This is a genomic window from Acinetobacter sp. YH12095, assembly GCF_013419245.1.
GTDB classification, from domain to species: Bacteria; Pseudomonadota; Gammaproteobacteria; order Pseudomonadales; family Moraxellaceae; genus Acinetobacter; species Acinetobacter towneri.
The window spans coordinates 109,261-134,274 of sequence record NZ_VPAL01000004.1; the positions used below are offsets into that span (position 1 = coordinate 109,261).

The 25,014-nt window shown below is 43.2% G+C and carries 23 protein-coding genes; 13 read left to right on the plus strand and 10 right to left on the minus strand.

Features of this window, described 5'->3' with window-relative positions; translation table 11 throughout:
* Positions 1 to 10: 10 nt before the first annotated feature.
* From FTU35_RS04910 to FTU35_RS04935, 6 genes are all read left to right on the plus strand, one after another.
* Complete coding sequence (locus tag FTU35_RS04910; RefSeq protein ID WP_096901229.1) at positions 11 to 1,852, plus strand: DEAD/DEAH box helicase; 1,842 nt, start codon at positions 11 to 13, stop codon at positions 1,850 to 1,852.
* 389 nt (positions 1,853 to 2,241) lie between these two features.
* Complete coding sequence (locus FTU35_RS04915) at positions 2,242 to 3,060, plus strand: ABC transporter ATP-binding protein (RefSeq protein WP_004974642.1); 819 nt, start codon at positions 2,242 to 2,244, stop codon at positions 3,058 to 3,060.
* Positions 3,057 to 3,836: a lipid asymmetry maintenance ABC transporter permease subunit MlaE gene (gene mlaE, locus FTU35_RS04920; protein ID WP_179989864.1), complete on the plus strand. Its 780-nt coding sequence runs from the start codon at positions 3,057 to 3,059 to the stop codon at positions 3,834 to 3,836. Before FTU35_RS04915 ends, mlaE begins: the two co-directional genes overlap by 4 nt.
* Positions 3,836 to 4,513, plus strand: coding sequence for an outer membrane lipid asymmetry maintenance protein MlaD (locus FTU35_RS04925; protein WP_096901228.1), 678 nt, complete (start codon positions 3,836 to 3,838; stop codon positions 4,511 to 4,513). The genes mlaE and FTU35_RS04925 overlap by 1 nt, the downstream gene beginning before the upstream one ends.
* 15 nt (positions 4,514 to 4,528) lie before the next feature.
* Positions 4,529 to 5,164 (plus strand): phospholipid-binding protein MlaC, encoded by a 636-nt coding sequence (locus FTU35_RS04930; protein ID WP_004974651.1) that lies wholly within the window; start codon positions 4,529 to 4,531, stop codon positions 5,162 to 5,164.
* A gap of 12 nt (positions 5,165 to 5,176) precedes the next feature.
* Positions 5,177 to 5,464: an STAS domain-containing protein gene (locus FTU35_RS04935; RefSeq protein WP_180064554.1), complete on the plus strand. Its 288-nt coding sequence runs from the start codon at positions 5,177 to 5,179 to the stop codon at positions 5,462 to 5,464.
* 224 nt (positions 5,465 to 5,688) lie between these two features.
* Here the strand turns inward: FTU35_RS04935 and FTU35_RS04940 are convergent, their stop codons facing one another.
* Positions 5,689 to 6,702, minus strand: a complete 1,014-nt coding sequence (locus tag FTU35_RS04940; RefSeq protein WP_096901036.1) for a CorA family divalent cation transporter — start codon at positions 6,700 to 6,702, stop codon at positions 5,689 to 5,691.
* Positions 6,703 to 6,856: 154 nt separating this feature from the next.
* Between FTU35_RS04940 and FTU35_RS04945 the strand changes: the two genes are divergently transcribed.
* Both FTU35_RS04945 and FTU35_RS04950 read left to right on the plus strand, forming a co-directional pair.
* Positions 6,857 to 7,459 carry a TIGR00730 family Rossman fold protein gene (locus FTU35_RS04945; RefSeq protein WP_026438479.1) on the plus strand — a complete coding sequence of 201 codons (603 nt, stop codon included), beginning with the start codon at positions 6,857 to 6,859 and terminating at the stop codon, positions 7,457 to 7,459.
* A 1-nt stretch (position 7,460) separates the two neighbouring features.
* Positions 7,461 to 7,871, plus strand: a complete 411-nt coding sequence (locus tag FTU35_RS04950) for an NUDIX domain-containing protein (protein WP_004974664.1) — start codon at positions 7,461 to 7,463, stop codon at positions 7,869 to 7,871.
* A 74-nt stretch (positions 7,872 to 7,945) separates the two neighbouring features.
* Here FTU35_RS04950 and FTU35_RS04955 read toward each other — a convergent pair whose 3' ends face one another.
* Entirely contained in the window at positions 7,946 to 8,581 is a 636-nt protein-coding gene (locus tag FTU35_RS04955; RefSeq protein ID WP_179989136.1) for a ComF family protein, read from the minus strand.
* An 18-nt stretch (positions 8,582 to 8,599) separates the two neighbouring features.
* Positions 8,600 to 10,645 carry an ATP-dependent DNA helicase RecG gene (recG, locus tag FTU35_RS04960; RefSeq protein WP_180008960.1) on the minus strand — a complete coding sequence of 682 codons (2,046 nt, stop codon included), beginning with the start codon at positions 10,643 to 10,645 and terminating at the stop codon, positions 8,600 to 8,602.
* A 36-nt stretch (positions 10,646 to 10,681) separates the two neighbouring features.
* Here recG and FTU35_RS04965 point away from each other — a divergent pair, with 36 nt between their 5' ends.
* Positions 10,682 to 11,515, plus strand: a complete 834-nt coding sequence (locus tag FTU35_RS04965) for an NAD-dependent epimerase/dehydratase family protein (protein ID WP_154320298.1) — start codon at positions 10,682 to 10,684, stop codon at positions 11,513 to 11,515.
* A 127-nt stretch (positions 11,516 to 11,642) separates the two neighbouring features.
* Here the strand turns inward: FTU35_RS04965 and plsB are convergent, their stop codons facing one another.
* Positions 11,643 to 14,207, minus strand: a complete 2,565-nt coding sequence (gene plsB, locus FTU35_RS04970) for a glycerol-3-phosphate 1-O-acyltransferase PlsB (protein WP_004974675.1) — start codon at positions 14,205 to 14,207, stop codon at positions 11,643 to 11,645.
* Between the two features lie 304 nt (positions 14,208 to 14,511).
* Here plsB and FTU35_RS04975 point away from each other — a divergent pair, with 304 nt between their 5' ends.
* On the plus strand, positions 14,512 to 15,384 hold the full coding sequence (locus FTU35_RS04975) for an acyl-CoA thioesterase II (RefSeq protein WP_154320299.1): 873 nt from the start codon (positions 14,512 to 14,514) through the stop codon (positions 15,382 to 15,384).
* Positions 15,385 to 15,549: 165 nt separating this feature from the next.
* The gene (locus FTU35_RS04980) at positions 15,550 to 16,791 is read left to right on the plus strand and encodes a dicarboxylate/amino acid:cation symporter (protein WP_004974680.1); all 1,242 of its coding nucleotides are present in this window, start codon (positions 15,550 to 15,552) and stop codon (positions 16,789 to 16,791) included.
* Positions 16,792 to 16,869: 78 nt separating this feature from the next.
* On the opposite strand, the gene FTU35_RS04985 is transcribed toward FTU35_RS04980, so the two are convergent.
* The 6 genes from FTU35_RS04985 to FTU35_RS05010 form a co-directional block, all read right to left on the minus strand.
* Positions 16,870 to 17,283, minus strand: a complete 414-nt coding sequence (locus FTU35_RS04985) for a VOC family protein (RefSeq protein ID WP_019836869.1) — start codon at positions 17,281 to 17,283, stop codon at positions 16,870 to 16,872.
* 216 nt (positions 17,284 to 17,499) lie between these two features.
* On the minus strand, positions 17,500 to 18,384 hold the full coding sequence (gene yihA, locus FTU35_RS04990; protein ID WP_180064555.1) for a ribosome biogenesis GTP-binding protein YihA/YsxC: 885 nt from the start codon (positions 18,382 to 18,384) through the stop codon (positions 17,500 to 17,502).
* 130 nt (positions 18,385 to 18,514) lie between these two features.
* The gene (locus tag FTU35_RS04995) at positions 18,515 to 18,958 is read right to left on the minus strand and encodes an Rrf2 family transcriptional regulator (protein ID WP_004974689.1); all 444 of its coding nucleotides are present in this window, start codon (positions 18,956 to 18,958) and stop codon (positions 18,515 to 18,517) included.
* Between the two features lie 92 nt (positions 18,959 to 19,050).
* The gene (gene hmpA / locus FTU35_RS05000) at positions 19,051 to 20,262 is read right to left on the minus strand and encodes an NO-inducible flavohemoprotein (protein WP_004974691.1); all 1,212 of its coding nucleotides are present in this window, start codon (positions 20,260 to 20,262) and stop codon (positions 19,051 to 19,053) included.
* A 239-nt stretch (positions 20,263 to 20,501) separates the two neighbouring features.
* Complete coding sequence (locus FTU35_RS05005) at positions 20,502 to 22,085, minus strand: helicase HerA-like domain-containing protein (protein WP_154320301.1); 1,584 nt, start codon at positions 22,083 to 22,085, stop codon at positions 20,502 to 20,504.
* 51 nt (positions 22,086 to 22,136) lie between these two features.
* A complete protein-coding gene (locus FTU35_RS05010; RefSeq protein WP_004974695.1) occupies positions 22,137 to 23,327 on the minus strand; it encodes a PLP-dependent transferase in 1,191 nt (396 codons plus the stop codon).
* A 148-nt stretch (positions 23,328 to 23,475) separates the two neighbouring features.
* On the opposite strand from FTU35_RS05010, the gene FTU35_RS05015 reads away from it, so the two are divergent.
* Entirely contained in the window at positions 23,476 to 24,219 is a 744-nt protein-coding gene (locus tag FTU35_RS05015) for a type 1 glutamine amidotransferase (RefSeq protein WP_154320302.1), read from the plus strand.
* Between the two features lie 426 nt (positions 24,220 to 24,645).
* Positions 24,646 to 24,957 carry a 30S ribosomal protein S10 gene (gene rpsJ / locus FTU35_RS05020; protein ID WP_000070912.1) on the plus strand — a complete coding sequence of 104 codons (312 nt, stop codon included), beginning with the start codon at positions 24,646 to 24,648 and terminating at the stop codon, positions 24,955 to 24,957.
* The last annotated feature ends 57 nt before the right edge of the window (positions 24,958 to 25,014 follow it).

Here is a 25,014-nt window from a genome sequence, read left to right on the forward strand (position 1 = left end):
GAAAATCTCTATGAGCAAAACTTTTGCTGATTTTTCTTTACATGAATCTTTACAACAAGCTTTAGAAGGCTTGAACTTTACTACGCCGACTCCTGTTCAAGAACAATCGATCCCAGCGGCACTTGAAGGTAAAGACTTATTGGTATCTAGCCAAACAGGTTCTGGTAAAACTGCTGCATTTTTACTCCCAACTTTAAACGCGCTTGCTAATCAAGATACTTTCGTACCATTTAAAGAGCGTATGAAAGCTATTACTCAGCCGTCAATTTTAGTGCTTTGCCCAACACGTGAATTGGCTCAACAAGTTAGCCAAGACGCGATTGCATTTGTACGTCACATGAAAGGTGTACGTATTGCAGCAATCATGGGTGGTATGCCTTTTGGTAAGCAAATCCAACAATTAAAAGGTGCGCAAGTGGTTGTAGCGACTCCAGGTCGTTTACTTGACTTGGTGAACCGTCGTCAAATCAAACTTGATAAAGTTGATGCCTTAATTGTAGACGAAGCTGACCGTATGCTCGATTTAGGCTTCTCTGAAGACCTAGAAGCGATTAGCGATTTAGCTGCTAACCGTAAGCAAACCTTGATGTTCTCTGCAACTTTTGCAAGCCGTATTATCACACTTGCAGAACGCATGATGAATGAGCCTGTGCGTATTGCGATTGAAACAGGTCACTCAACGAACATGGACATCACCCAGACTTTACACTGGACTGATGGTTTCGAGCACAAGAAAAAATTATTGTCACACTGGTTATCTGATGAAGGTGTAGATCAAGCGGTTGTATTCGCATCTACTCAAGAAGATACCGATATGTTGGCTGAAGAATTGGCTGAAGCGGGTCACTCGGTTGTTGCGCTACATGGTGCAATGCCACAAACCGTTCGTAACCGTCGTTTACGCAGCATTCGTGAAGGCCGTGCAAAAATCTTGGTTGCAACAGACGTTGCAGCACGTGGTTTAGACGTACCAACTATTTCTCACGTGATTAACTTCGGTTTACCAATGAAAAATGAAGACTATGTACACCGTATTGGTCGTACAGGTCGTGCGGGCCGTACTGGTAACGCGATTACTTTGGCAACTTACCGTGAGCGTGGCAAAATCCGTGCGTTGGAAGATTTCTTAGATGCTCGTTTAAGCGTTTCAGAAATTGAAGGCTTAGAGCCATCTCCACCTCCAGCACGTTCTGGTCGTGACGGTGGTCGTGGTCGTCGTGATGGCGGTCGCGGTGGTCGTGGCGGTTTTGGTGGCGGTCGTCGTTTTGAAGGCGAAAGCAACTTTAAACGTCGTGAAGGCGGTGATGAACGTCCACGTCGCAGCTTTGATGACAAACCACGTGGTGAACGTCCTGCATTTGGTGAAGATCGTCCGCGTCGTGAGTTCAACTCAGACCGTCCACGCCGTGAAGGTGGTTTCGGTGACCGTCCACAACGTTCATTTGAAGATCGTCCGCGTCGCGAGTTCAACTCAGACCGTCCGCGCCGTGAAGGTGGTTTCGGTGATCGTCCACAGCGTTCATTTGATGACCGTCCACGTCGTGAATTTAATTCAGACCGTCCGCGTCGCGAAGGTGGCTTCAACGATAAGCCGCGTTTTGATGCGAATGATGACAACCGTGGCAACCGCGTAGACTACAAACCACGTCGTGAAGGTAGCTTCGGTGATCGTCCAAAACGTGATTTTGGTGATCGTCGTGAGGGTGGTTTTGGTGACCGTCAACCACGTTCGTTTGATGATCGTCCTAAGCGTTCTTTTGGTGGTGAAGATCGTCCACGTCGCGAGTTCAATTCAGATCGTCCACGCCGTGAAGGTGGTTTTGATCGCCCACGTCGTAAATTTAACGACTAAGATCGCGATAGCAATTTGTATAAAGAAAAACCAGTGCTCAGCACTGGTTTTTTTATGTTAAATATTTTTGTTTTAGATAAATAAAATGTATAATGAGTCACGTTTTTAACTCTATTTGCTAATTATGAACATCAATAGCTTACGATTGCTCATGCAGACGAGAGAGGGAATGATGCCGTATATTGGTTTAGCACTCATCTTATGCAATTTAATGTATTATATTATTTCTTCTTACTTTTAAATTGTTGCTGTCCTAAAAGTGATTTAAATAACAATAATAAGACTGCTTGAACAATACGTGCACAGTTTTTAAAAATTTGCTAGATAACATTTTGCGCTTCAATCCTTTATAGTATGCGTGCTGAAAAAATGCAGGAAGACCCTCAGCTATGAATAATCCAATGCCTCAACATGAGCCGTCATTGATTGAAGTCAATGAACTGAGCTTTAAACGAGGGAAACGTGTCATTTTCGAAAATGTCAGTTTAAAGATTCGCCGTGGTCAAATTACTGCCATTATGGGACCTTCAGGTACTGGTAAAACCACGTTATTACGTTTGATTGGTGGTCAGTTGACTCCCGATCATGGTGATATTTTTCTGGATGGAAAAAATCTTGCGCAAATGTCGCGTCAGGAGTTATTTGCTGCGCGCGCACGTATGGGCATGTTATTCCAAAGCGGTGCGTTATTTACCGATATGAGCGTATATGAAAACGTCGCGTTTCCATTGCGTGCACATACCCAGTTGCCTGAACATTTAATTGCAGAATTGGTGGCTTTAAAACTTGAAGCAGTCGGTTTGCGTGGTACAGAACAACTTATGCCTGCAGAACTCTCAGGCGGGATGAACCGTCGTGTGGCATTGGCACGTGCGATTGCGTTAGACCCTGAATTGATCATGTACGATGAGCCGTTTGCAGGGCAAGACCCGATTGTAAAAGGTGTGTTGACCCGTTTAATCCGTTCCTTGCGAGAAGCGTTGGATTTAACCACCATCATCGTCTCGCATGATGTTGGCGAAACTTTATCAATTGCCGACTACATTTATATTATCGCGGAAGGCGTGATTCAGGGCGAAGGTACACCTGCAGAATTAAAACAGCATGAATCGGCATTTGTGCGTCAGTTCTTAACAGGCGCTGCCGAAGGGCCAGTCGATTATCAATTTAGCCATCGGGCTTATTTAAGTGATGAGGTGCGTTCATGAATGCTATTGCCGCATTAGGTCAACGCGTCATTGAGCGTGTTCGTGGCATTGGTGTCGCCACCCAAATGTTGTTGCAAATTCTATTTTCAATGCCAACCATACTTGGGGTGAAGCTGTTCCTGTACCAAATGTACCGTGTTGGCGTGATGTCATTATTGATTATTGCGGTGTCGGGTTTATTTATTGGTTTGGTATTGGGCTTACAAGGCTACTCCATTTTGGTCAATATTGGTTCGGAAGCCATGTTGGGCACGATGGTGTCTTTGACTTTGTTGCGTGAGCTTGCACCTGTAGTGGCTGCACTGTTATTTGCAGGGCGTGCAGGCTCTGCCTTAACTGCAGAAATTGGTTTGATGAAAGCCACAGAACAATTGGCCAGTATGGAAATGATTGGGGTAGACCCACTCAAGCGTATTGTGTCACCACGTTTATGGGCTGGGATTGTTAGTCTGCCAATGCTCTCCATTATTTTCGCTGCGATTGGCATTATGGGCGGCAAAATGGTCGGGGTTGATTTTCTAGGTGTCGATGAAGGTTCTTTCTGGAGCGGTATGCAAAGCAGCGTGCAGTTCTATAAAGATATTTTTAACGGCACAATTATTAAAAGTTTTGTTTTTGCATTAATTTGTACTTGGATTGCAGTATATCAAGGCTATGCCTGTGTCCCAACATCGGAAGGCATTGCGACGTCGACCACACGAACCGTGGTGTATTCTTCATTATGTGTTTTAGGTTTTGATTTTGTGTTGACTGCGGTCATGTTCGGAGGTGTTTAATGAAATCACGTACAAGTGAGCTGGCCGTAGGTGTATTTGTCATTTTGACAGGCATTGCATTGTTTTTCTTGGCCATGAAAGTCAGTGGATTGGTGGGTACCAATTTGCGCGACAGTTACAATATGACAGCAACATTTGACAACGTGAATGGTTTAAAACCACGCGCCAAAGTTACTATGAGCGGTGTCACCATTGGTCGTGTCAATGATATTACTTTAGACCCTGTATCGCGTTTGGCTACAGTTGAATTTGAACTAGATGGCAAGTTGACCAGTTTTAATCCTGAACAACTAAAAACAGTGCAAAATTATGCGCTTGAAGAATTGCGCTACAGTGCAGAATACCAAGAAGCAAATCCTCAGCAACAAAAAGAAATGGAACAACAACTGTTGGGTAACATGAAATCCATCACCAGTATTGATGAAGATGCTTACATAATGGTAGCAACCAATGGTTTATTGGGTGAGAAATATCTCAAAGTGGTTCCAGGTGGTGGTTTGAACTTTGTGAAGCGTGGCGAAAGTATTGCCAACACGCAAGGCACCATGGATTTAGAAGATTTAATCAGTAAGTTTATTACTGGCGGTGCAGCGAAAACATCCAACGCAGCGTCAGACGCAGATAAAGACACAGCGACAGCTGAAACAACAGATGCAGAAGTGTCATTTGTTGAGTAATGAAGGAGATTGTCCGTGAAAACACTTTTAAAGCAAACTCTGGCGGTAAGTGTACTTTCAACCATGTTGGCAGGAACTGCATTTGCTGCACCTGCAGAAGCGCCACCAGCTTTTGTGAAAAAAGTTGCCGATAGCTTGATTGCACGTTTAAAAGCAGATCATGCTAAATTGCAGAACAATCCAGCATTGGTCAAAACGATTGTGCGTCAAAACCTTGATCCGTATGTAGATGCGCAAGCATTTACCCGTATTGTGATGGGTACTTATGCGACGAACCAATACAGTTCAGCAGCACAGCGCGCGCAGTTTGAGAAAAACTTCCGTGAAACCTTAATTGAGAACTATGGCACAGCGTTTGCGAAATTTAGCAACCAAAGCTACACCATGCGTCCTTATAAGGCGACCAACAGCAAGAACCCAGTGGTGACCATTGACTTCTTGCATAATGGTGAAAAAATTCCTGTGTCATTCCAGTTGGCAGACAAAGGCAGCCAATGGAAAATCCGTAACATTAACGTGTCGGGTATTGATTTAGGTTTGCAATTCCGTAACCAGTTTGCAGCGAACGTGAAGCGTAATGGCGGCAATATTGATAAAGCCATTGCAACCTTTAAGCCAGATGCAGAAGCTGCTGTTGAAAAGAAAAAATAGGTTAGGTGTGGCGTGATTGAATTATCAAATCAGGAATTATGTGTTTCTGGAAAAATAGATTTCAGTAATGTAAAGCAATATTACCAAAAAGGTCTGCAGTTGATTCGTCAGCAGCAGTTGCCTTTGGTGGTCAATTTGGCGCAGCTAGAACACGGGAGTACTTTAGCTTTGGCCGTTTTGGTGCAATGGTTGCGTCAGACGCCTGAAGCCAAAGGCTTACAGTTTAAAGCGGTTCCTGAAAAAATGATGAAGATCATTCAAGCCTGTCATTTGCAAGATGATTTGCAGCTAATCGTCTAAAACTGAAAAAACCATCAAAAAAGCACCTTCTTGTAAGGTGCTTTTTTATTGCGTTTAGTTTCCCGCTTTATTCAAGTGAGGTAGGCTTGCAAAGCTCTCTAACCCGCTGCTAAAAGGAGAAGAAAGATTGCAAACCTTTCTAACCCGCTTCTAAAAGGAGAGAAAAGATTGCAAACCTCTCCCTAACCCTCTCCTAAACCTAAAAAGAGAGGGAATAAAAGGCATCAAATCCATTTTTTCCATCTAAAGTAAATTAATGGGCCAATAAAGAAGCCAATTAAAATAATACTGACCACTATAAAACTGGTGGTGCCTTTGGCAAAAGGTAACACGTCGGTGTTCATGCCATAAACACTGGCAACTAGCATCGGTGGCGCTAACATACTCGGTAAAATCGAGAATCGACGAATCGTGTCGTTCTGTTCGGTGTTAATGAAGCCTGAAGTGGTATCGAGCAAGAAGCGCACTTTTTGGAATAAGAAGGCATCGTGTTCGACCAGTGAGCGTACATCTTCACTGAGTTCTCGAATGTCGGCATCGTAAATATGACTACCCAACGCACGCGGACGTGCCAAAAAGGTCAGGACACGACGTAAATCAATCAAACACAATTGCGCTTTTCCAAGCATGTCTTCTAATTGTGCCAGTCGGGTAATCATGTCATCGAGGTCTAAAATTTGCTCACGATGACGGTTATTCAGAACTTCTGTGGAATACTTTTCCAAGTCCTTGTGGATATCTTCTAAGATATCCGCAAGTTCGTCCAGTTTGGCTTCAAGCAAGCCTAAAAGCACCCAAGTCGGGTCTTTATAATCAATTTCGTAGTCGTTACGTCGTGCCCGTGCCCGAAATGCCCGAAATGCCACTAATTTTTCACCGCGTAGGGTAAACAGGTGTTCTTTATGTAAGATAAAGGCAACGGTTTGCACTGTGGCTAAAATACTGGAATTGTCTTCAGTTTCACCATCGACTTGATAGTTTTTATTTTTAGTTAAAAAATAGGTACTAATGTGTAAAATACCGTCATCATCACGGTAGAATCGCGCTGAAGATGAAATATCTTCCAAAGATTTTAAGGTTGGTAAATTTTGTGAGTATGCGTCTAGTACCCATTGCTGTTCTTCTTGTGAAGGGGCAATCAGGTCAATCCAGACCAGATCTGGATGCAAATCAAAACCACCGTTAATGGTGGCATCTTCCAGACTACCGCGCTCTGTGGCATAAAAGGCTTCAAGCATTCGTCTTTTCTCCTTGCGCAGTATGGGTTTTGTGGATGGGTGTATTTTAGACAAGGATCTTACTAAATACACTGCTCAGAATGCTATTTTATTTAAAAATCTCCCTGAAGTTTAATTTTATGGCATGACAGCCAGATAACATGGTGAAAAAATGATGTCGTCAATTGCTATTTTCTGTGGTTCTGCCCCAGGAAAAGATTCAGTTTTTGTTGAAAATGCACGAAAAGTGGGTGAAACATTGGCTGCACAAGGCAAAACTTTAATTTATGGCGGTGGACGCTCAGGCTTAATGGGTGTGGTGGCAGATAGTACTTTGGCCGCAGGTGGGCGTGCAATTGGTGTCATGCCTGAAAGTTTGGCAGAGCATGAATTGGCGCATCCGCATTTGACCGAATTACATATCGTAGAAAACATGCATGCCCGCAAAATAAAAATGTCAGAATTGGCCGAGGGCTTTATTGCTTTGCCGGGTGGTTCTGGAACTTTAGAAGAAATTTTTGAGCAATGGACGTGGGCACAATTAGGAATTCACTCAAAACCCTGTGCCTTTTTTAATGTAGCTGGCTTTTATGATGATTTGCTGAAGTTTTTAAGACAGACCTCTGAAAAAGGTTTTACTCAGCCACGTTTTTGTGAGGCATTGATTGTATCGAATTGTATTGACAATATTTTGCAGCAATTTGAACAATACCGTGTTCCTGAAATGAAATGGGAAGTGCCTGAGCTAGAGTGGGTGCAGCAGGAACTGGCGAAATAAAATGGCTGAGATCAACAACATCATTACCGTTGCAGCTGCAATTATTTTAAATGTCAAACAGCAGTTATTGGTGGTGCGTAAACAGCATACCGCGTGTTTTATGCAGGTCGGTGGCAAATTAGAACCCAATGAAGCGCCTGAAACGACCATGTTGCGAGAAATTGCCGAAGAAATTGGCTGTCAGGCGCAAATTCAACAATTTATTGGACGCTATGAAACAGCAACGGCCAATGAGCCCGACTGCCGTTTGGTCAGTTATGTGTATTGGGTTCAGCTTGATCAGGCACCAAAAATTGCTGCTGAAATTGCCGAAATGAAGTGGGTAGATTTGGATGATCAAGATACTTTGTTGGCACCGCTGACCCGTGAAGTGGTGATGCCGTGGTTAAAACAATATTTACAACAAAATTAAGAGCAGTTGATCATTCTTCTATATTTTAAGTTCAACTTTTTAATGCGTTGAGCATATTCAACCGAATAGTTTTTTTATTCAGCACTGGCCAGACAAACCGCCTCGACTTTTTGACAGCCGAGCTTGAGCAACTGCTGTTTGAGTGCATGAATTGAACTGCCCGTCGTGACCACATCATCCACAATTAAAACCCGACGAAAACGGATTTTAGGCGCAGCCTGAATTTGAAATTGCTGTTGGATGTCTTCCAATCGTTCTAAGCGACTTAAGCCTTTTTGCGCGTGCTGTTGTAAGCGGGTCACAGGTTGCCAAATCGGGACATTTAAATGCCGCGCTAGTCCTTTTGCCAACAATAAAGATTGATTGTAGCCGCGTTCAGTCAAGCGGGCAGTGGAAATTGGCATCGGTACAATGGCTTGGATTTTAGGATAAGACAGTTGTTTTAGCGCGCCTACTAAAAGCAGTTGGTAATGTAACTGCTGTTCATATTTAAATTGTTGAATGATGCGATTAATTGGATAGTGATAATCAAAAGTGACTTGAATCTGCATTTCTTGTCGTTGTACCGCTTGGCTACGCCACGGCAATTGTTGCCAACAGGTTTGACAGACCGAATGTTGCCATTGCGTGTCGCTATGGCAGAGCTGACACGGTTGCAGTTGGCGCAGCCATTGTATGCCGCATTGTAGTAGATTGATCGGCTGAGTCATCTTAGGACTGCAATCCGTTTAAACATAGGCATAACGTGGTGCCTCAGGCAGCCAGCGTTTTAGCAAAGCTTCGGCATGTGTAGGATAATCGTTTAAAATTTGCTGTGCCACATGATGCGCCTGTGCCAGCAAATGATCATCCCGTTCTAATTTAGCCACCCGAAAGCCCATATCTCCCGTTTGTTTGGTTCCTAAAAGTTCCCCAGGGCCACGCAGTTCTAAATCTTTTTCTGCAATCACAAAACCATCGTTGGTTTCGCGCATAATCCGCAAGCGTTCTTGTCCATTTTGCGAAAGTGGATTTTTATACAACAAGGCACAAAAACTGGCTTTGGCACCCCGTCCGACTCGTCCACGTAACTGATGCAGCTGTGAAAGTCCTAAACGCTCGGCATTTTCGATCACCATAATTGAAGCATTGGGTACATCGACCCCGACCTCAATTACTGTGGTGGCAATCAGTAATTGTAGTTGATTGTCTTTAAATTGCCGCATGACGGCTTGTTTTTCATCGGCTTTCATTTTACCGTGTACCAACCCAATATTCAGTTCAGGAAAGCGTTCTTTAATTTCAGCAAAAGTCACTTCGGCAGCTTGTGCATCTAAGGTTTCCGATTGTTCCACCAAGGTACAGACCCAATAGGCTTGTTTGCCTTCGGCACAATTGCTGGCAATACGTTGTAAGACTTCTTCACGACGATCTAGCGGAATAGTCACCGTTTGAATAGGCGTACGTCCTGGCGGTAGTTCATCAATCACCGAAGTGTCCAAATCGCCATAGGCGGACATGGCTAAAGTTCGCGGAATAGGCGTTGCAGTCATCACCAATTGATGCGGTGTAGTGTGATTGGCACCTTTATTGCGCAAAGCCAGACGTTGATCGACCCCAAAACGGTGTTGTTCATCAATAATCACCAAACCTAATTTGGCAAATTGCACATTGTCCTGAAATAACGCATGTGTCCCAACCACCAAATTGGCGCTACCATCTTGAATGCTCAGTTCAGCCGCTGCGCGTGCTTTGCCTTTTTGTTTGCCAGACAACCATGCCACTGTTAAGCCCAATGGTTCAAACCATTTTTGAAAGTTCAGATAATGTTGTTCTGCCAAAATTTCAGTGGGTGCCATCAGCGCGACTTGCCAACCTTCTTCTAGCGCATGACACGCTGCGACTGCAGCGACCAGCGTTTTACCTGCACCTACATCACCTTGTACCAAGCGCAGCATGGGTTTATTACGCTGCAAATCCTGCATGATTTCTTGCGAAACCCGTTGCTGTGCACCTGTCATTTGAAATGGCATGTTGCCGAGTAACGCAGGCGCTAGTTTTTGACTTGGGGAAAAGGCAGGTGAGGCAATTTGCTGAATATAAGCCCGTCGGGTCAGTAAACTGACTTGATGCGCCACCAATTCTTCAAAAATCAGGCGTTGCTGTGCAGGGTGAGAGCCTTGTGCCAATTGCAGCATATTGGCATTTAAAGGTGGATGATGAATATAATCCAACGCCTGTTTGAGTGCATAGCCATTGGTCATTTTTTCAGGCAGGAGTTCAGGCAAATCATCACTATGCTGTGTCAAGGCCTGTTTGACGTATTCACGTAATTTGGCTTGGGTCAGCCCATCGGTGCTTGGGTAAATGGCAGTCAGTTGGGTTTTAGGCAGTGGGGTATGTTCAGTAATCAGTTGTAATTCGGGGTGATACATTTCCAGACCACGCGCCCCAACCCGTACTTCGCCAAATACTCTTAAACGATTGCCGAGTTTGGCACGATCTGTAATACCTTTATAAATATGATAAAAACGTAAGGTGATTTTTCCAAATTCATCTTCTAAATTGACCGCCATCGACTTGCGTTTACCCGGTGGAAAATCGACCCCTTTAACCACACCTTCGAGTAAATAGCTGCGCCCCACGTTTAATTGGTTCATGGGAATGATCGTGCTACGATCTTCATAGTCACGCGGTAGATGAAACAGCAAGTCATCTGTGGTGAAAATATTTAGTTTTTCGAGTAATGCAGCAGAGGCAGAGCCTACCCCTTGCAACTGATGGACTGCAGCCATGTCCCCTCAACTTCAAATGCTATGATTAGGTGCTGAATGCATATTCTATTTATTGGTTATGGTAAAACATCGCAGCGTGTTGCAAAACAACTATTTACGCTCGGTCATCAAATTACCACAATTAGCCGCAGTCCGAAAACAGATCCTGATATGACGCATCTGCTTCAAGATATTCAACAGCTCGATTTATCACAGACTCAACCTGTTGATGCCGTTTATGTATTACTTGCACCATCTCGGAATACGGTTTTGAGTTCTGTAGAAGCGTATCAACAGACTTATGTAGATTCTGTGCAGCCGATTGTCGCTGCATTAAAAGATCATCCTGTAAAGCGAATTATTGTGGTGTCATCTACACGGGTTTATGGCGAAAACGCAGGTGAATGTATTGATGATGATACTGTGCCTAAGCCGAATGATGTACAAGGGCAGTTGTTGTTGCAGATGGAACACTTGTGGCAACAGGCTTATCCTGAACAATGTGTGATCGTACGTCCTTCGGGTATTTATGGCACTTCGACTGCACGCATGCTCAAACTTGCGGAAAGCACACAAAGTTACCCAAATATACATTGGTCAAACCGAATTCATATTGATGATTTGGCAAGTTTTTTGGCACATTTGCTTCACGTGGAACATCCTGAACCAGTTTATATTTGCAGCAATAACCAAGCTCAGCCTTTGCATGAAATGATTTTAAAGATTCAGCGTGAATTCAATTTACCTGAGTTGGTGTTGGAAAGTGAGAGAGAAACAGGGAAGCGGATTTTTGCTACGCGCATGGAGAAAACAGGATTTCAGCGCAAACATGAGGATTATTTTGATCATCTAAGAATTACGCAAAGTGATTCACCTGAAATCGGAGAATAAAAGTTCTCTTGCTAGGAAAGGGCTAGCGAGAGGTGATTTTTAAAATCTCAAATATTGAGCTTTTATTCACCCTCATCCCCAACTTTCTGCCTGAGCCATTTATGGCGTAAGAGAAGAAGCTTAAAAATTACTTCTTCTTACGTTTCAAGCGTTTTTTTGCTTGTTGTGCAGCAAGTGCTTCTAACGCCTCACGCAATTCTTCATCGCTAAAGGTGGTGATGTGTTGCAGCATCTGTAAAGTCACATCATCCAACACCAAATTGGCGTATTGTGCGACGTTTTTAAAGTTATCATCAAACACAATCGCATTGTCACTGTTGGTGCTGATATAACCTTGCTGAGTTAAGACTTTAATAAAGCTTTGGAACAAGGCTTTGTCAAAGAATTCAGGTGAGTTGAATTCATACAGCACCGACAAACGCTGACCGACCAAATGGCTGAGTTCTTCGACCTGACGTGCCGAAATATTGCCTGAGCCGCGTTGTGTAATCAGCGCCAGTGTCATGTAATAACGCTCTAAACTCTGCATTACAGGTGCAGCCAATACTACCAACTGGTTATGGTCTTCACTATTTGGTGCAGGTGAAATTAAGTTGCCTTCCGCATCTTCAGAAATCAATTTGGCCTGAATTAACGCTTCTACATAGGCACAAATCCGTTCTTTGAGTTCCTGATCTTGCCATTTCAAGAACAACTCAGCTTTCAGGAACGGATATAAAGTACGAATGACGTTGATTAAATCACCACGACGAATCGAACCATTATGTTTCACCAATGCTGCAATTAAAGATGGTAAGACAAAGGCATGCAAAATATTGTTGCGGAAGTAGGTGAGTAACACCGCCTGATGGTCTTCAATCGCGATAATATCGCCCAAAACGTGCTGCACTCGTTTAATCAGTTTGAGTTTTAAGCCGTAGGCAATAATTTCTTTACCCGATAATGGTGTGACTTGAGTGCGCTCATCATAAGGCAGGGCAGTGAGCAGATTACGGTAAGTGTCTAACTGCTTCACACAAATTTCTTCATCCAAGGTATGTTTTGGTGTTGCCAGTAAAATCAGCGATAACAAAGATACCGGGTTAATTACCGCAGCACGGTTAATGTTTTCCAAAATCGCATGTGCCGAAGTATTCACTGCATCTGACACTTGTGGTGGAATAGGATCATCATTTTTTTCAATGCTGATGTGTTCGGCATCGTGTTGTTTTAGAACATCATCTAAAAACACAGGTTCGCCAAAATTGACATGCACCTTGCCAAAAATCCGTTCAATCTTGCGCATGGTTTTTAAAATGCCCATTAGCGATTCAGATTCTTTTGGCTTGCCTTGCATTTCACCGACATAGGTTGAACCTTCCATCAGGCGTTCATAACCAATATAAGTTGGCACAAAAGCAATCGGTTTAGCACGACCACGCAAATGACTGTGAATGGTCATGGCGAGCATGCCTGTTTTTGGTGGCAACAAGCGGCCTGTACGTGAACGTCCACCTTCAATAAAGTATTCAAGCGGCGTGTTACGCGACAAAATACTGAATAAATATTCTTTAAAGACGGTTGTGTATAAGCCGTTGCCACGGAAAGTACGACGGATAAAAAACGCACCGCCACCACGAAGCAATTGACCTACAAATGGCATATTCAGGTTATCGCCCGCAGCAATGTACGGCACCATCATGCCGCGTTTGTAAATCACATAAGACAGCAATAAATAGTCGATATGACTGCGGTGACATGGGGTATAGATAATTTCATAGTCTTTGGCCAGTTCGCGCACGGTACTAAAATTATGCACTTCCACGCCATCGTACAATTGTGTCCATAAGCGGGTCAGTGCCATATCGGCAAAGCGTACCGCTGCATGAGAGTAGTCCGACACGATTTCATTTAAATAACCAATCGCACGACGCTCGGCTTCAATCACGCTAATTTTACTGCGTAAACTTTCACGACGAATGGCATCTTGCACATCGGGAGATTTAATCAGACTGAGCATGACATTGCGGCGGTCAGACAAGTCTGGGCCAAGTACGACTTCACGTTGTCCATCTAAGTAATTATTTAGAGTGTTAACAATAAAGGTCGCAGGCGACAGGTTCGGATGCTCAGTTTTGGCATGTTCAATTAAAGCGCGTAATGATTGTGGCTCGTGAAATTCCAAATAAGACTGACGACCATGCACCCCAATATTCATTAACTGCTTGACTGTGCCAGGCGTTGCCCACGTATCGGTAAACAGTAGTTTAAACCACGAATCCTCTTTGTCTGGAGAACGTCCCCACAACACGGTCACAGGTACCAATTCAATATCAAGTTCTGGGTGTTGTTCTAATTGTTCAATTAAACGTAACAAGCGTGGCGGAAAAGCATAAGGTGGTGGATTGAGTAGGTTGTTCTCATCGTGATGCTGTAAAAACAGAATCGAGGCTTTTTCTTTATGTGAACCCATCACCAATGGATCAAGCGCAGGCGTGAGTTTTAAGCGACGTGTTTCGCCATCGACCACCAAGGCATTGCTGCGTGAGTGATTTTGCAATACGTAGCAAGTTATCTTGGTGCGAGTGGCATTTGAGTCTACACTTTGCGCATCCTTGACAGGGACTTCACCCAAAACATGCGGTGTCACCACAAGGTCAAGCAGCTTACCAGAAAGCTGACGATACATTTGACCAAAACCACGCTTGGACATATTCACTCCTACTTCATCACCTAAGTCCCTAGCCAGTAGGGAATTTATTTTGCGTCATTGTATCTAATAATCGCGCTGCATTTTTAGATAATTTGCATGAATATTGTTAGATTTTATCGTTGAAAATCGTATTTTTAGCAAAATTGATCGGCTAAGTTGTGACACAGCGGTCAGTCTTTGATGGGTAAAAGATGCAGAATCTATGGCAAAATAGCAGGCTTAAAATAGTCAGTTTATTTTGACGATTTATTTTTTCATCGACTTCGATCCCGCATCCCCAATTTCCGCCATACATAGGTTAGTTATGAACGCACTCACACAAGAGCTGGTTGAACTTCTTTGTTTAGAAAAGTTAGAAGAAAATATCTACCGAGGTATCAGTCGTAACTTGGTGGGTAAACGTGTTTTTGGTGGACAGGTTTTGGGACAGGCTTTACGTGCTGCATCTTATACCACTGATCGTCCTGCGCACTCATTGCATGCCTATTTCTTGTTTGGTGGCGATGTCAACGCACCTATTATTTATGAAGTTGACCGTTTGCGTGATGGTAAAAGTTTTTCTAGCCGTCAAGTACGTGCCATTCAGCATGGGCGTACCATTTTTACTGCGATGGTGTCCTTTGCGCCGTTGGAAGACGGTCTGAATTATCAAATTTCAGAGCCAAACTATCCTGCAGCAGAAGCTTTAAAAAACGAAGCGGAACTCAAACAGCATATTGTCGAGTTTGTACCTGAAAATGTGCGTGCCAGTTTTATGCGTGATCGCTTGGTGGAGATTCGCCCGATTAATCCGAGCAATCCATTTTTACCGCAGCCTGAAGAACCTGCTTATGCACACTACATTCGTACCCATGACAGCATTTCACCAGAGGTGGATGAAGTGTCTTTGCATCAGGCAATTGCGGCATTTTATTCAGACTTCACGTTAATGACCACAGCACTGCGTCCGCATGGTTTGAGCTATTTATCACCAAGTTTGCAGTGTGCCAGTATTGACCATGCCATGTATTTCCATAAACCGTTCCGTGTGGATGACTGGATGCTGTACGACATGGAAGCCACCATTAGCACTAGTTCGCGTGGTTTGAACTTTGGGCGCATGTGGCAAAATGGTGAATTGGTGTGTAGCACCAGTCAGGAAGGCTTGATTCGTTTACGTGAAATCGAAACGCAATAAAATATAGCCTTTAAAATCTACATTCATCAGCCGACATTCATGTCGGCTTTTTTACATCCTGAAGCACGATCTGAACCTAATCAAAGTGCGCTAGAAAAATAATACTCGATTCAATTTCAGCCACATGGCATAGTCCACACATCACATTAAAAAACTCAATTGCGTATGAGCCTCAATACACAAATTCTAATTGCCGCAATTTTGGGTGTGGTGTTTGGTTTTATTCTGAATCTATTTCCAGACAGCACATTTTTTAGCGCCAGTTTGTATGGCATTGGTTTAATGAGCAGTATTTTTATTGGTTTACTGAAAATGCTGCTGATCCCACTAATTTTTAGCTCAATTGTGGTCGGTGTGTCGAACTTACAGGCTGTAGGGCAATTGAGTCGAGTCTGGAAAATTACGTTGGCGTGTTGTGTCACCACCACGACTTTGGCTTTAATTTTAGGTTTGGCGTGTGCGCATTTATTTGCAGTGGGTAAAGGCGTAGATATTGTGATGTTTCAAGATGCTATGGCGCAGCATCAAAGCCCAGACACGCTTACGCCGTCTTCGTTTTTTACCAATTTCATTCAAAACACCTTAATCAATCCGTTTAAAGCTTTTGCCGAGGGTAATGTTTTGGCAGTGGTGATATTTGCCTTATTGGTGGGTGTGGCGCTGGTCAAAGGCGGGGAGCACTTTAAAACGGTACGTAAACTCAGTCAGCAATTTTTTGAAATTATGATGTTGATGATTGGCTGGGTAATGAAACTGGCACCTTTGGGGATTTTTGCTTTATTGGCTAAGTTGGTTGCAACCGAAGATATTTCAGTCCTGAGTCGTTTGGCAGAGTTTGCTGCAGTGGTCACGGGCACCACGATTTTTCATGGTGTGGTGGTCTTGCCTTTGCTGTTGTGGATATTTGGCAAAATGGATCCGATCACCTTTTTTAAAGGCACACGTGCTGCCTTAATTACGGCTTTTGCCACCAGTTCCAGTTCTGCCACTATGCCACTTTCGATGAAATGTGCGCAGGAAAATTTAGGTGTGCGTCCGCAAACTGCAGGCTTTGTGATCCCGTTAGGTACACAACTGAATATGGATGGAACGGCATTGTATGAAGCTGCAGCGGCTTTGTTTGTTGCCAATTTAATGGGGCTGGATTTAAGTTTAGGACAGCAATTAATTGTCTGTGCCACAGCCATGATCGCTTCTTTGGGCGCGCCTGGTATTCCAAGCGCAGGTATGGTGACGATGATTATGGTATTACAATCGGTGGGCTTGCCTGCAGAAGCGATTGCGATTTTATTGCCGATCGACCGTTTGTTGGATACTGTGCGTACTGTGGTCAATGTGCAGGGCGATATGATGATTAGTGTGGTGGTCGATCGGCATACTCGTGATGACCCTGCACTGCATTCCTGATAATGGGTTTAAAATCGAATCAAGTTTTCAGCATCATCCTGTTTTATTGTGCTATGCAAAGACATGAGCCAAAGCAGATTAATCCCAACATGGGCTGTAGGCCACTTCCCAAATATGACCATCTAAGTCCTGAAAATAACCTGCATAACCGCCGTAAAAGGTGCTCTGTGCAGGTTTTAAAATTTTCGCACCTGCATTTTTTGCTTGTTTCAATACCTGATCGACCTCGAGTGGGCTATGTACATTATGTCCTAAAGTGATTTGTGCAGCACTGCTGGCTGTACCTGTTAAGCCTGTATCTTGTTGTAAACTTTGTTTAGACCATAAAGCCAGTTTTAAGCCTGCTTGCAGTTCAAAAAAGACCACCGCACCTTGTTCAAATTCCTGTCCAATAATACCTTCAGTTACAAGTCCTAAGCCGTCGCGGTAAAAATCGAGTGCACGTTGTAAATCTTCTACCGCTAAGGTAATCACTGAAATGTGTGCCTGCATGTTTGATCTCCTTATCTTATGTAATTGTTTAAGCGTTTAATTGTTATGATCTTGACAGTAGGGCATTTCTGGCTGCGTTGTAAAGTGCAACTTTGGTGGAGAGGGAGATTGTGATTACGGCGTAAAACTGAAAGTGGACATGCAAATAAAAAGTCCTATTCGAGATTGAGCGAATAGGACTTTATGTTATAGACCAATAGTCAGTAATTTAACGGACTATTTGGTTTCGGTATCAGATGCGGTTAAATAGTCAGTTTCTAAAAATTCAGGCTGATCAACATCAACATCAACATCAACATCAACATCAACATCAACATCAACATCAACATCAACATCATCGCCAGTCGCTTCTGGAATGCTGTCTAAATCAAATTGATGCGCTTGTTCTAAGGTAAAGTTCAAACGTCCGCCCATCACACTCGCAAGTTCTTCCAAACCTTGCTTATTGAGTGATGAAAACAATTGAATCGAGAAATCTAGTTTCATCTTTTTCAACTGCTGTTTGACTTCAAGCAATACTTTATTGGCAGGGCCGCGGTTGAGTTTGTCCGATTTGGTGAGCAATACATGCACGAACAATTTACGTGAATATGCCCATTCCAGCATCATCACATCAAAGTGTTGTAAGGGATGGCGAATATCCATTAGTAACACCAAGCCTTGTAAGCTTTTACGATGAATCAAATAATTTTCGAGTTCTTTTTGCCACACAATTTTCATGGCTTCAGGTACGGCTGCATAACCATAACCGGGTAAATCGACCAAGCGCTGCTCAGGGTTGCCCAAACTAAAGAAGTTGATCATTTGGGTGCGCCCCGGTTTTTTAGAAGCACGTGCCAATTGTTTTTGATTGGTTAAAGCATTAATTGCACTGGACTTACCTGCGTTGGAGCGTCCTGCAAAAGCCACTTCGTAGCCAGTATCTTCTACACATAAATTCAGTTTAGGCGCACTCATTAAAAACTCGGCTTTACGCAGCCAGTTTAAGGCGCGAACAGAGTATTCAGTAATGGCAGGGTCTACTTTTTTCTCGTAGCTAATTTTCTGCCGTGGCTGTGCTGCTGCCTTACTGTTTTTCGATTTTCCTCTGCTATGGTGCATAACTTAACTTCAATTCATGGTCTACAAACAGGCATTATAAAGCAAGTCATACAGGCAAGCGACCTTTGCGCTCTGAATGCCCGAAAAAAGCAACATCTAGGATGATATTGCTTTGACCGTTTAAGTTACTTTAAAGATGAATCAGCGGGATTGGAGATTGTGTACTGAACTGTAAATTGGGTACAGGCTGTAGCACTTCACCCAAGCTGTATTGATCTAAGCTTTGATAAAACTGTTCCATTGCCTGATTGAGAATGCCTTTTAGTCCACATTGCGCACGCAGCACGCAGGGCGGGGTATTACACTCTACAATTTGATTTTCACCTTGCAGGATTCTCACCACATGACCTAAACGCAAAGGCAATGCTTCAGGATGCAAGCGAATCCCGCCACCTTTACCACGTGTGGTAATGAGCCATCCTTGCTTACCCATAAAGTGAACGATTTTTACCAGATGGTTCTGGGAAACATGCAAATCCTGTGCAATTTCCGCAATGGTATAGGGTACATCTCGAGGACGCGAGATATACATTAAAATACGCAGCGCATAGTCGGTGAATTTATTTAATTGCATGATCGCACAGATGTTTTTTTTAAATACAAATAAATTAAGGCTAGTCTAGCATAACTAGACTAGCCTTACCTATTAGCTTTTAACGCTTTAGATTAGTGGCGAACACCACCTGTACCAAACGCTTCGCTATGGATTTGCTCATCTTTGATGCCACGCGCAAGTAAAGCTTTACGCTGTTCTGCCATGAATGGCATTGGACCACATAAGTAGTAATCTGCATCGGCTGGTAACAGCGCTGCATCTACAGTGCTGAGGTCTAAACGACCTGCAACATCGTAATCTTGACCCAGTACATCACCTTCGTTCGGGAACTCATACGCAGTCAACGTATGAATACGTGGACATTTTGCAGTTAAGTCTTGGAGATGCTGTTTCATGGCATGTACTTGTTTGCTACGACATGCGTGAATAAATGTCACAGGTTGTGGCACATCTAAAGTCACCAATTGATTCAACATTGCAATCATTGGTGTTAAGCCAACGCCGCCACTAATGAAGACATTGCGTTTGTTGCTGTCGATGAGGAAGAAGTTACCTGTTGGTGCAGATACTTCAACTTCAGAACCTTCTGGTAATTGGTGCAATACGTTCGATACCCAACCTGCAACTTTATCTGCACCATTGCCTGGCTCACGTTTTACAGAAATACGTAAGTAATCTTGTTGTGGGCTAGTCGATAGCGTGTATTGACGTGGTTGCTTCAAGCCAAGTTCAGGTACAAATACGCGTACTGAAATATATTGACCTGCTTCGTATTTTGGTAAATCGCCACCATCTACTGGCTCGAAGTAGATTGAAGTGATTTCGTCACTTTCTACAACTTTCTTGGCAATTTTGAAATTACGCCAGCCTAACCAGCTGCCTTTAGTTTGTTCGTGTTGTTCGTAGATTGCACGTTCAGCATTAATAAACACTTCTGCTAACTGACCATAAGCAGCTGCCCATGCATCAATTAGAGGATCTTCCATTGAAATATTTAATACTTCGCTAATAGAGTGAAGTAGGTTTTCGCCCACAATATTATAGTCAGGTGCTTGAATGTTTAAGCTCACGTGTTTGTGGGCAATCAATTCAATCACAGGCGCAAGCACAGAAGGATCTTCAATGTTTTCAGCATAAGCCAATACAGCACCTGCAAGCGCTTGAGCCTGCGCACCACTACGTTGGTGACCCATGTTAAAGGTTTCTTTTAGATCAGGATTATTCCCCAACATGCGGTTATAGAAATAACCAGTCAGTGCGACACCATTTTCACGGAGTACAGGAACAGTTGCTTTTACAAGGTCAATTTGCTGTGGAGTCATGTTCGATCTCTCATGGCTGTTATTTATAAGATGTATTCAAAATACATCTTATAAATAAGGATTGCAAACATTTTTTTGTGAAACCTTAAAAAAAATATGGATTATAAAAATATCCCATTATTTTTAAAGTTTTTATGGGGTTTGTAGATGTGACAGCGAGAGGTTTGTAAGTGTTCATTTAGGTTTTGGATGGTGCATCCATGAATGAAATCTATACAAACCTCATCGTTTATAACATGCTATTTCTTACCAAATAATGACCCTAACAAACCTCGTACAATTTTCTGCCCAGTAGAACCGCCTAAGCTGCGTGCTGCGCTTTTGGCAAAGGTACCCACAATATCTTGAGTCAGTTTTTCACGCTGTTTGGCAGCGCGTTCTGCTTCTTTTTGCTGTTCGCGGGCTAGACGTTCTTGCTCGCGCGCTTGTTGTTTGGCGAGTGCTTCGGCTTCTTTTGCCTCTTGCTTGGCGCGAGCTTCAGCTTCTTTGGCTTCAATTTTAGCTTGTTCTGCTGCTGCGGCTAGTTGCTGACGTTGTTCAACTTTTTGTTGCAGCATTTCATAAGCACTTTCACGATCTAATTGCTGCTCATACACACCTGCAATAACACTCTGGCTGATACAGGCTTGTCGTTCTTCTGTGCTAATTGGGCTAAACGATGAGTAGGGCGGCATTACCCAAGCACGTTCTACAATTTGCGGTGTGCCTTGTTCATCTAAGCAACTAATTAAGGCTTCACCTACCGCAAGTTCGGTAATGGCTTGTTCAACTTTAAAGTCTGGGTTGGCACGGAATGTATCTGCGGCAGTTTTTACCGCTTTTTGGTCTTTGGGTGTAAAAGCACGTAGGGCATGCTGAACACGGTTACCCAATTGTCCCAATACACTTTCAGGCAAGTCCAGTGGGTTTTGGGTCACAAAATAAATCCCCACGCCTTTAGAGCGAATTAAGCGTACCACTTGTTCAATTTTTTCTTGTAGCGCGCTGCTGGCATTGTCAAATAACAAGTGTGCTTCATCAAAAAAGAACACCAGTTTTGGCTTGTCCATATCGCCCACTTCAGGCAATTGTTCAAACAGTTCCGATAACATCCATAATAAAAAGGTAGCGTACAGTTTTGGCGTGTTCATGAGTTTGTCTGCAGCCAAAACATTAATATTGCCGCGTCCCTGACTGTCAGTTTGAATAAAATCCAAAATATCCAAACTCGGCTCACCAAAGAATTTATCACCGCCCTGATCAGCTAAAGCCAGTAAATTGCGCTGAATCGCACCCAAACTGGCTGGAGAAAGATTGCCATACTCAGCTTTAAATTCACTGGCGTGTTCGCTGACATAGGTCAGCATGGCTTTTAAATCTTTAAAATCAATCAGTAATAAACCCTGATCATCGGCAATACGGAATACCGCAGACAACACGCCCTCTTGGGTGTCATTCAGGTTCAGCATTTGCGCCAATAATAACGGGCCAATTTCAGAAATGGTGGTACGAATCGGATGACCTTGTTCGGCAAATAAATCCCAAAACACCACAGGAGATGCTGCAAACGGAATGCTTTCGATACCTAAGCTCTGAATACGTGCATCAAACTTTGGGCTGCTGCTGCCTGCTTTGGCTAGACTGGAAACATCGCCTTTGGCATCGGCTAAAAATACGGGTACACCAATTCGTGAAAAGCTTTCTGCCAAGACTTTTAAGGTGACGGTTTTACCTGTACCTGTTGCACCTGCAATTAAACCGTGGCGGTTGGCAAACTGTGAATGTAAAACCACGTCTTGTTGAACGTCGGCAGTTTTTTTACCAATAACGATTGCTGTACTCATATTTTTATCCTGATTTATATAGCTATTGTTAAAATGATGATCTGTGCTGCACTAGTCGCTGAAGCGTTGTAAGGCATTTTGAATATCTTGAATTAAATCTGCAGGATGTTCTAGCCCAATACAAAAACGCACCAATAATCCTTCAGCCAAGTGAGAGTGCTCTAGGGTACGCATGGACTTGAGATCGTAAAGCATCACTAAACTTACGGGGCCGCCCCAGCTAAAGCCGAGTTTAAATAAAGATAGTGCATCACAGAATTGGCGTACAGCGGCTAAATCATATTCAGGCTTAAAAATCACACTGACCAAACCTGCGCTGTGTCCATCGCGGCAAATTTCTTTCCAATACGCATGCCCCGCAGATGTGGCATCGGCAGGGTGCAACACCTGAGCAAATTGTGGTTGTAGTTTCAGCCAGTTGAGTAATTCAATTGTGCTTTTTGCTTGGTGCTCATAACGTAGTTGCATCGAAGCCAAACTGCGTTGTACTTGCGCGACATCATCCCCCGATACGCAAATACCTTGAATGGCATGCATACGAAACAGTTGATGATGTAAGTGTTGATCACGGGTCACGACAGACCCCATTAAAATGTCACCACCACCACTTGGGTATTTGGTCAGGGCATGGACGCTTATATCGACACTTAAATGTTCATCACCAAAATCGAAAGCATTAAACGCAAGTCCTGCACCCCAAGTATTATCTAAGGCTGTGAGCATGTGATGTGATTTGGCTTTTTTGACTAATGCAGTTAGGTTTGGAAACTCTAGTGTGACCGAACCTGCCGCTTCTAGCCAAATCAGTTTGGCTTGGGCAGAAGGTTGAAAGCTATCGACATCAATTGGATTGTAGACTTGAACGGTGATGCCGTAACGCTGCTCTAAATTGCGTAAATGCTCCATGTTTGGGCCGTAAATATTGTCAGCCACCCAAACTTCATCGCCTTGACTTAAAAAGCAGGAATTCACCAAATTAATTGCTGATAGTCCGCTTGGTGCGAGTAAGCAGTATTCACCACCTTCTAATTGCGCAATCTGATCAGCGAGTGTGAATGTAGTCGGTGTGCCATGTGTGCCATAGCTATAATCATAAGCATCAGTCCAGTGTCGATTAAACAGTGCATCTGTGTTTTCAAAGATAATGGTCGATGCACGAAATAGGGGAGGCTGTACCGTTTGAATATATTGTGGGGCACGTCTTGGTGCATGAATTAAAGCAGTTTGAGCATTTTTCTTCACAGGTTCACTCAGAAAATAAGCAAATATTGAGTTTAGCTTAAGAGAAATACTGGCTTTAGGCTATAAAAAGCTGCACTACAAGACATGCCTTGAACTTGGCGCTATTTTTGCAGAAGCTGAAGTATAGAAAATACAAAGGATGATCCAGATGAAAGCACCACTAAGCGTGCATTATTTTCAGCATAGTGCAGGTGAAGGTTTTGGAAGTTGCTATGACTATTTAAAGCAGATGGGGGCGCATATCACTGCAACCGAATTTTTTGCTTTACCGCCTGAGCAAAATATTGAAATTGAAGCCTTACCCAAAGTTGAAGATATTGACCTGTTAATTGTGATGGGCGGTGCCATGAGTGTAAATGATGAAGTACATTATCCATGGTTAAAAACAGAAAAACGCTGGATTAGGCGTTATTTGGCGATGGGTAAACCTGCAATCGGTTTGTGTTTAGGTGGGCAGATGATTGCCAATGCGTTGGGTGCAGCAGTGAGTCCTAATCCTGAACAGGAGCGCGGTTGGCATCCTGTCTATAAAGTCGAAAATATACCAGAAAGCTGTTTCCAAATGCCTGATCAAATCTCAGTGATGCAGTGGCATGGCGAAACTTTTGAATTACCTAAGGGCGCGGTAAGACTTGCCAGTAATGCCGCTTGCACCAATCAACTGTATCAAATTGGGAAAAATGTACTAGGATTCCAATTCCATCCAGAAATTACCCCACAAGCTTTGCAGCTGTTTTTAGACAATGCCGAAATGAAACCAGCATTTTCGGGCATGTATGTACAACCCGCGCATGAATTAAAACAGATGTCTGCGGCACAATTTCAGGCAGGCAACCAATTAATGAATCGTGCAATAGATTATGTTTTAGCACAAAGCAAACTTCGAGAATAAAGTCATGGATTGTGGCGCAAACACAGAAAAGAAAGTTAGGTCAGGGCGATGACGATTTCTGCTGTCAGGGATGGTTGGAATGGTCAAAATGCAGATTGTCTAAATTTACACTCAATAAATGGATAGGAATGCTGCCTAACTCATATATAAAGTGCTAATCGTATATTTTAAAAAGAAAAATCGGCAGAGCGTGAAAAATAAAGCAATAAAGCCAAAAAGAGATTTGCTTATGCATTAAACAATCGTTATAATGGGCGACCCTTTATGCAAGGGGGTTAACTGCGAAGAAAGTAGTTAACATCGTGACAGTCGTGGCATCGATCATGACCTTAGTGATAATTCACTGCCTTTGACACTTGCCTTAAATTAGTGGGGTGAGATGCGTCAAGGGTGATTCTTTATATATTTGGCTTGGAGTTAACTGGTATGTCTAACCAGAGAATTCGTATCCGTTTGAAGTCTTTTGATCATCGTCTGATTGATCAATCTGCTCAAGAAATCGTAGAAACCGCTAAGCGTACTGGCGCACAAGTTTGTGGTCCAATCCCGATGCCAACTCGCATCGAACGCTTCAACGTTTTAACATCACCACACGTAAACAAAGATGCACGCGACCAGTATGAAATCCGTACTTACAAGCGTTTGATCGACATTGTTCAACCTACAGATAAAACTGTTGATGCGTTGATGAAATTAGATCTAGCAGCTGGTGTTGATGTTCAGATTGCATTGGGTTAAGGCTTTCGGTTAATTAACACTCTAAGTTAATTAGGCCGCTTTTTTAGAGGTTTATGC

Bases quoted from the DNA above. Each gene is read 5' to 3' on its own strand.
- FTU35_RS04910 (WP_096901229.1), top strand. From the start codon at position 11: ATGAGCAAAACTTTTGCTGATTTTTCTTTACATGAATCTTTACAACAA.
- FTU35_RS04915 (WP_004974642.1), top strand. From the start codon at position 2,242: ATGAATAATCCAATGCCTCAACATGAGCCGTCATTGATTGAAGTCAAT.
- mlaE (WP_179989864.1), top strand. From the start codon at position 3,057: ATGAATGCTATTGCCGCATTAGGTCAACGCGTCATTGAGCGTGTTCGT.
- FTU35_RS04925 (WP_096901228.1), top strand. From the start codon at position 3,836: ATGAAATCACGTACAAGTGAGCTGGCCGTAGGTGTATTTGTCATTTTG.
- FTU35_RS04940 (WP_096901036.1), bottom strand. From the start codon at position 6,702: ATGCTTGAAGCCTTTTATGCCACAGAGCGCGGTAGTCTGGAAGATGCC.
- FTU35_RS04945 (WP_026438479.1), top strand. From the start codon at position 6,857: ATGTCGTCAATTGCTATTTTCTGTGGTTCTGCCCCAGGAAAAGATTCA.
- FTU35_RS04950 (WP_004974664.1), top strand. From the start codon at position 7,461: ATGGCTGAGATCAACAACATCATTACCGTTGCAGCTGCAATTATTTTA.
- FTU35_RS04955 (WP_179989136.1), bottom strand. From the start codon at position 8,581: ATGACTCAGCCGATCAATCTACTACAATGCGGCATACAATGGCTGCGC.
- recG (WP_180008960.1), bottom strand. From the start codon at position 10,645: ATGGCTGCAGTCCATCAGTTGCAAGGGGTAGGCTCTGCCTCTGCTGCA.
- FTU35_RS04965 (WP_154320298.1), top strand. From the start codon at position 10,682: ATGCATATTCTATTTATTGGTTATGGTAAAACATCGCAGCGTGTTGCA.
- plsB (WP_004974675.1), bottom strand. From the start codon at position 14,207: ATGTCCAAGCGTGGTTTTGGTCAAATGTATCGTCAGCTTTCTGGTAAG.
- FTU35_RS04975 (WP_154320299.1), top strand. From the start codon at position 14,512: ATGAACGCACTCACACAAGAGCTGGTTGAACTTCTTTGTTTAGAAAAG.
- FTU35_RS04980 (WP_004974680.1), top strand. From the start codon at position 15,550: ATGAGCCTCAATACACAAATTCTAATTGCCGCAATTTTGGGTGTGGTG.
- FTU35_RS04985 (WP_019836869.1), bottom strand. From the start codon at position 17,283: ATGCAGGCACACATTTCAGTGATTACCTTAGCGGTAGAAGATTTACAA.
- yihA (WP_180064555.1), bottom strand. From the start codon at position 18,384: ATGCACCATAGCAGAGGAAAATCGAAAAACAGTAAGGCAGCAGCACAG.
- FTU35_RS04995 (WP_004974689.1), bottom strand. From the start codon at position 18,958: ATGCAATTAAATAAATTCACCGACTATGCGCTGCGTATTTTAATGTAT.
- hmpA (WP_004974691.1), bottom strand. From the start codon at position 20,262: ATGACTCCACAGCAAATTGACCTTGTAAAAGCAACTGTTCCTGTACTC.
- FTU35_RS05005 (WP_154320301.1), bottom strand. From the start codon at position 22,085: ATGAGTACAGCAATCGTTATTGGTAAAAAAACTGCCGACGTTCAACAA.
- FTU35_RS05015 (WP_154320302.1), top strand. From the start codon at position 23,476: ATGAAAGCACCACTAAGCGTGCATTATTTTCAGCATAGTGCAGGTGAA.
- rpsJ (WP_000070912.1), top strand. From the start codon at position 24,646: ATGTCTAACCAGAGAATTCGTATCCGTTTGAAGTCTTTTGATCATCGT.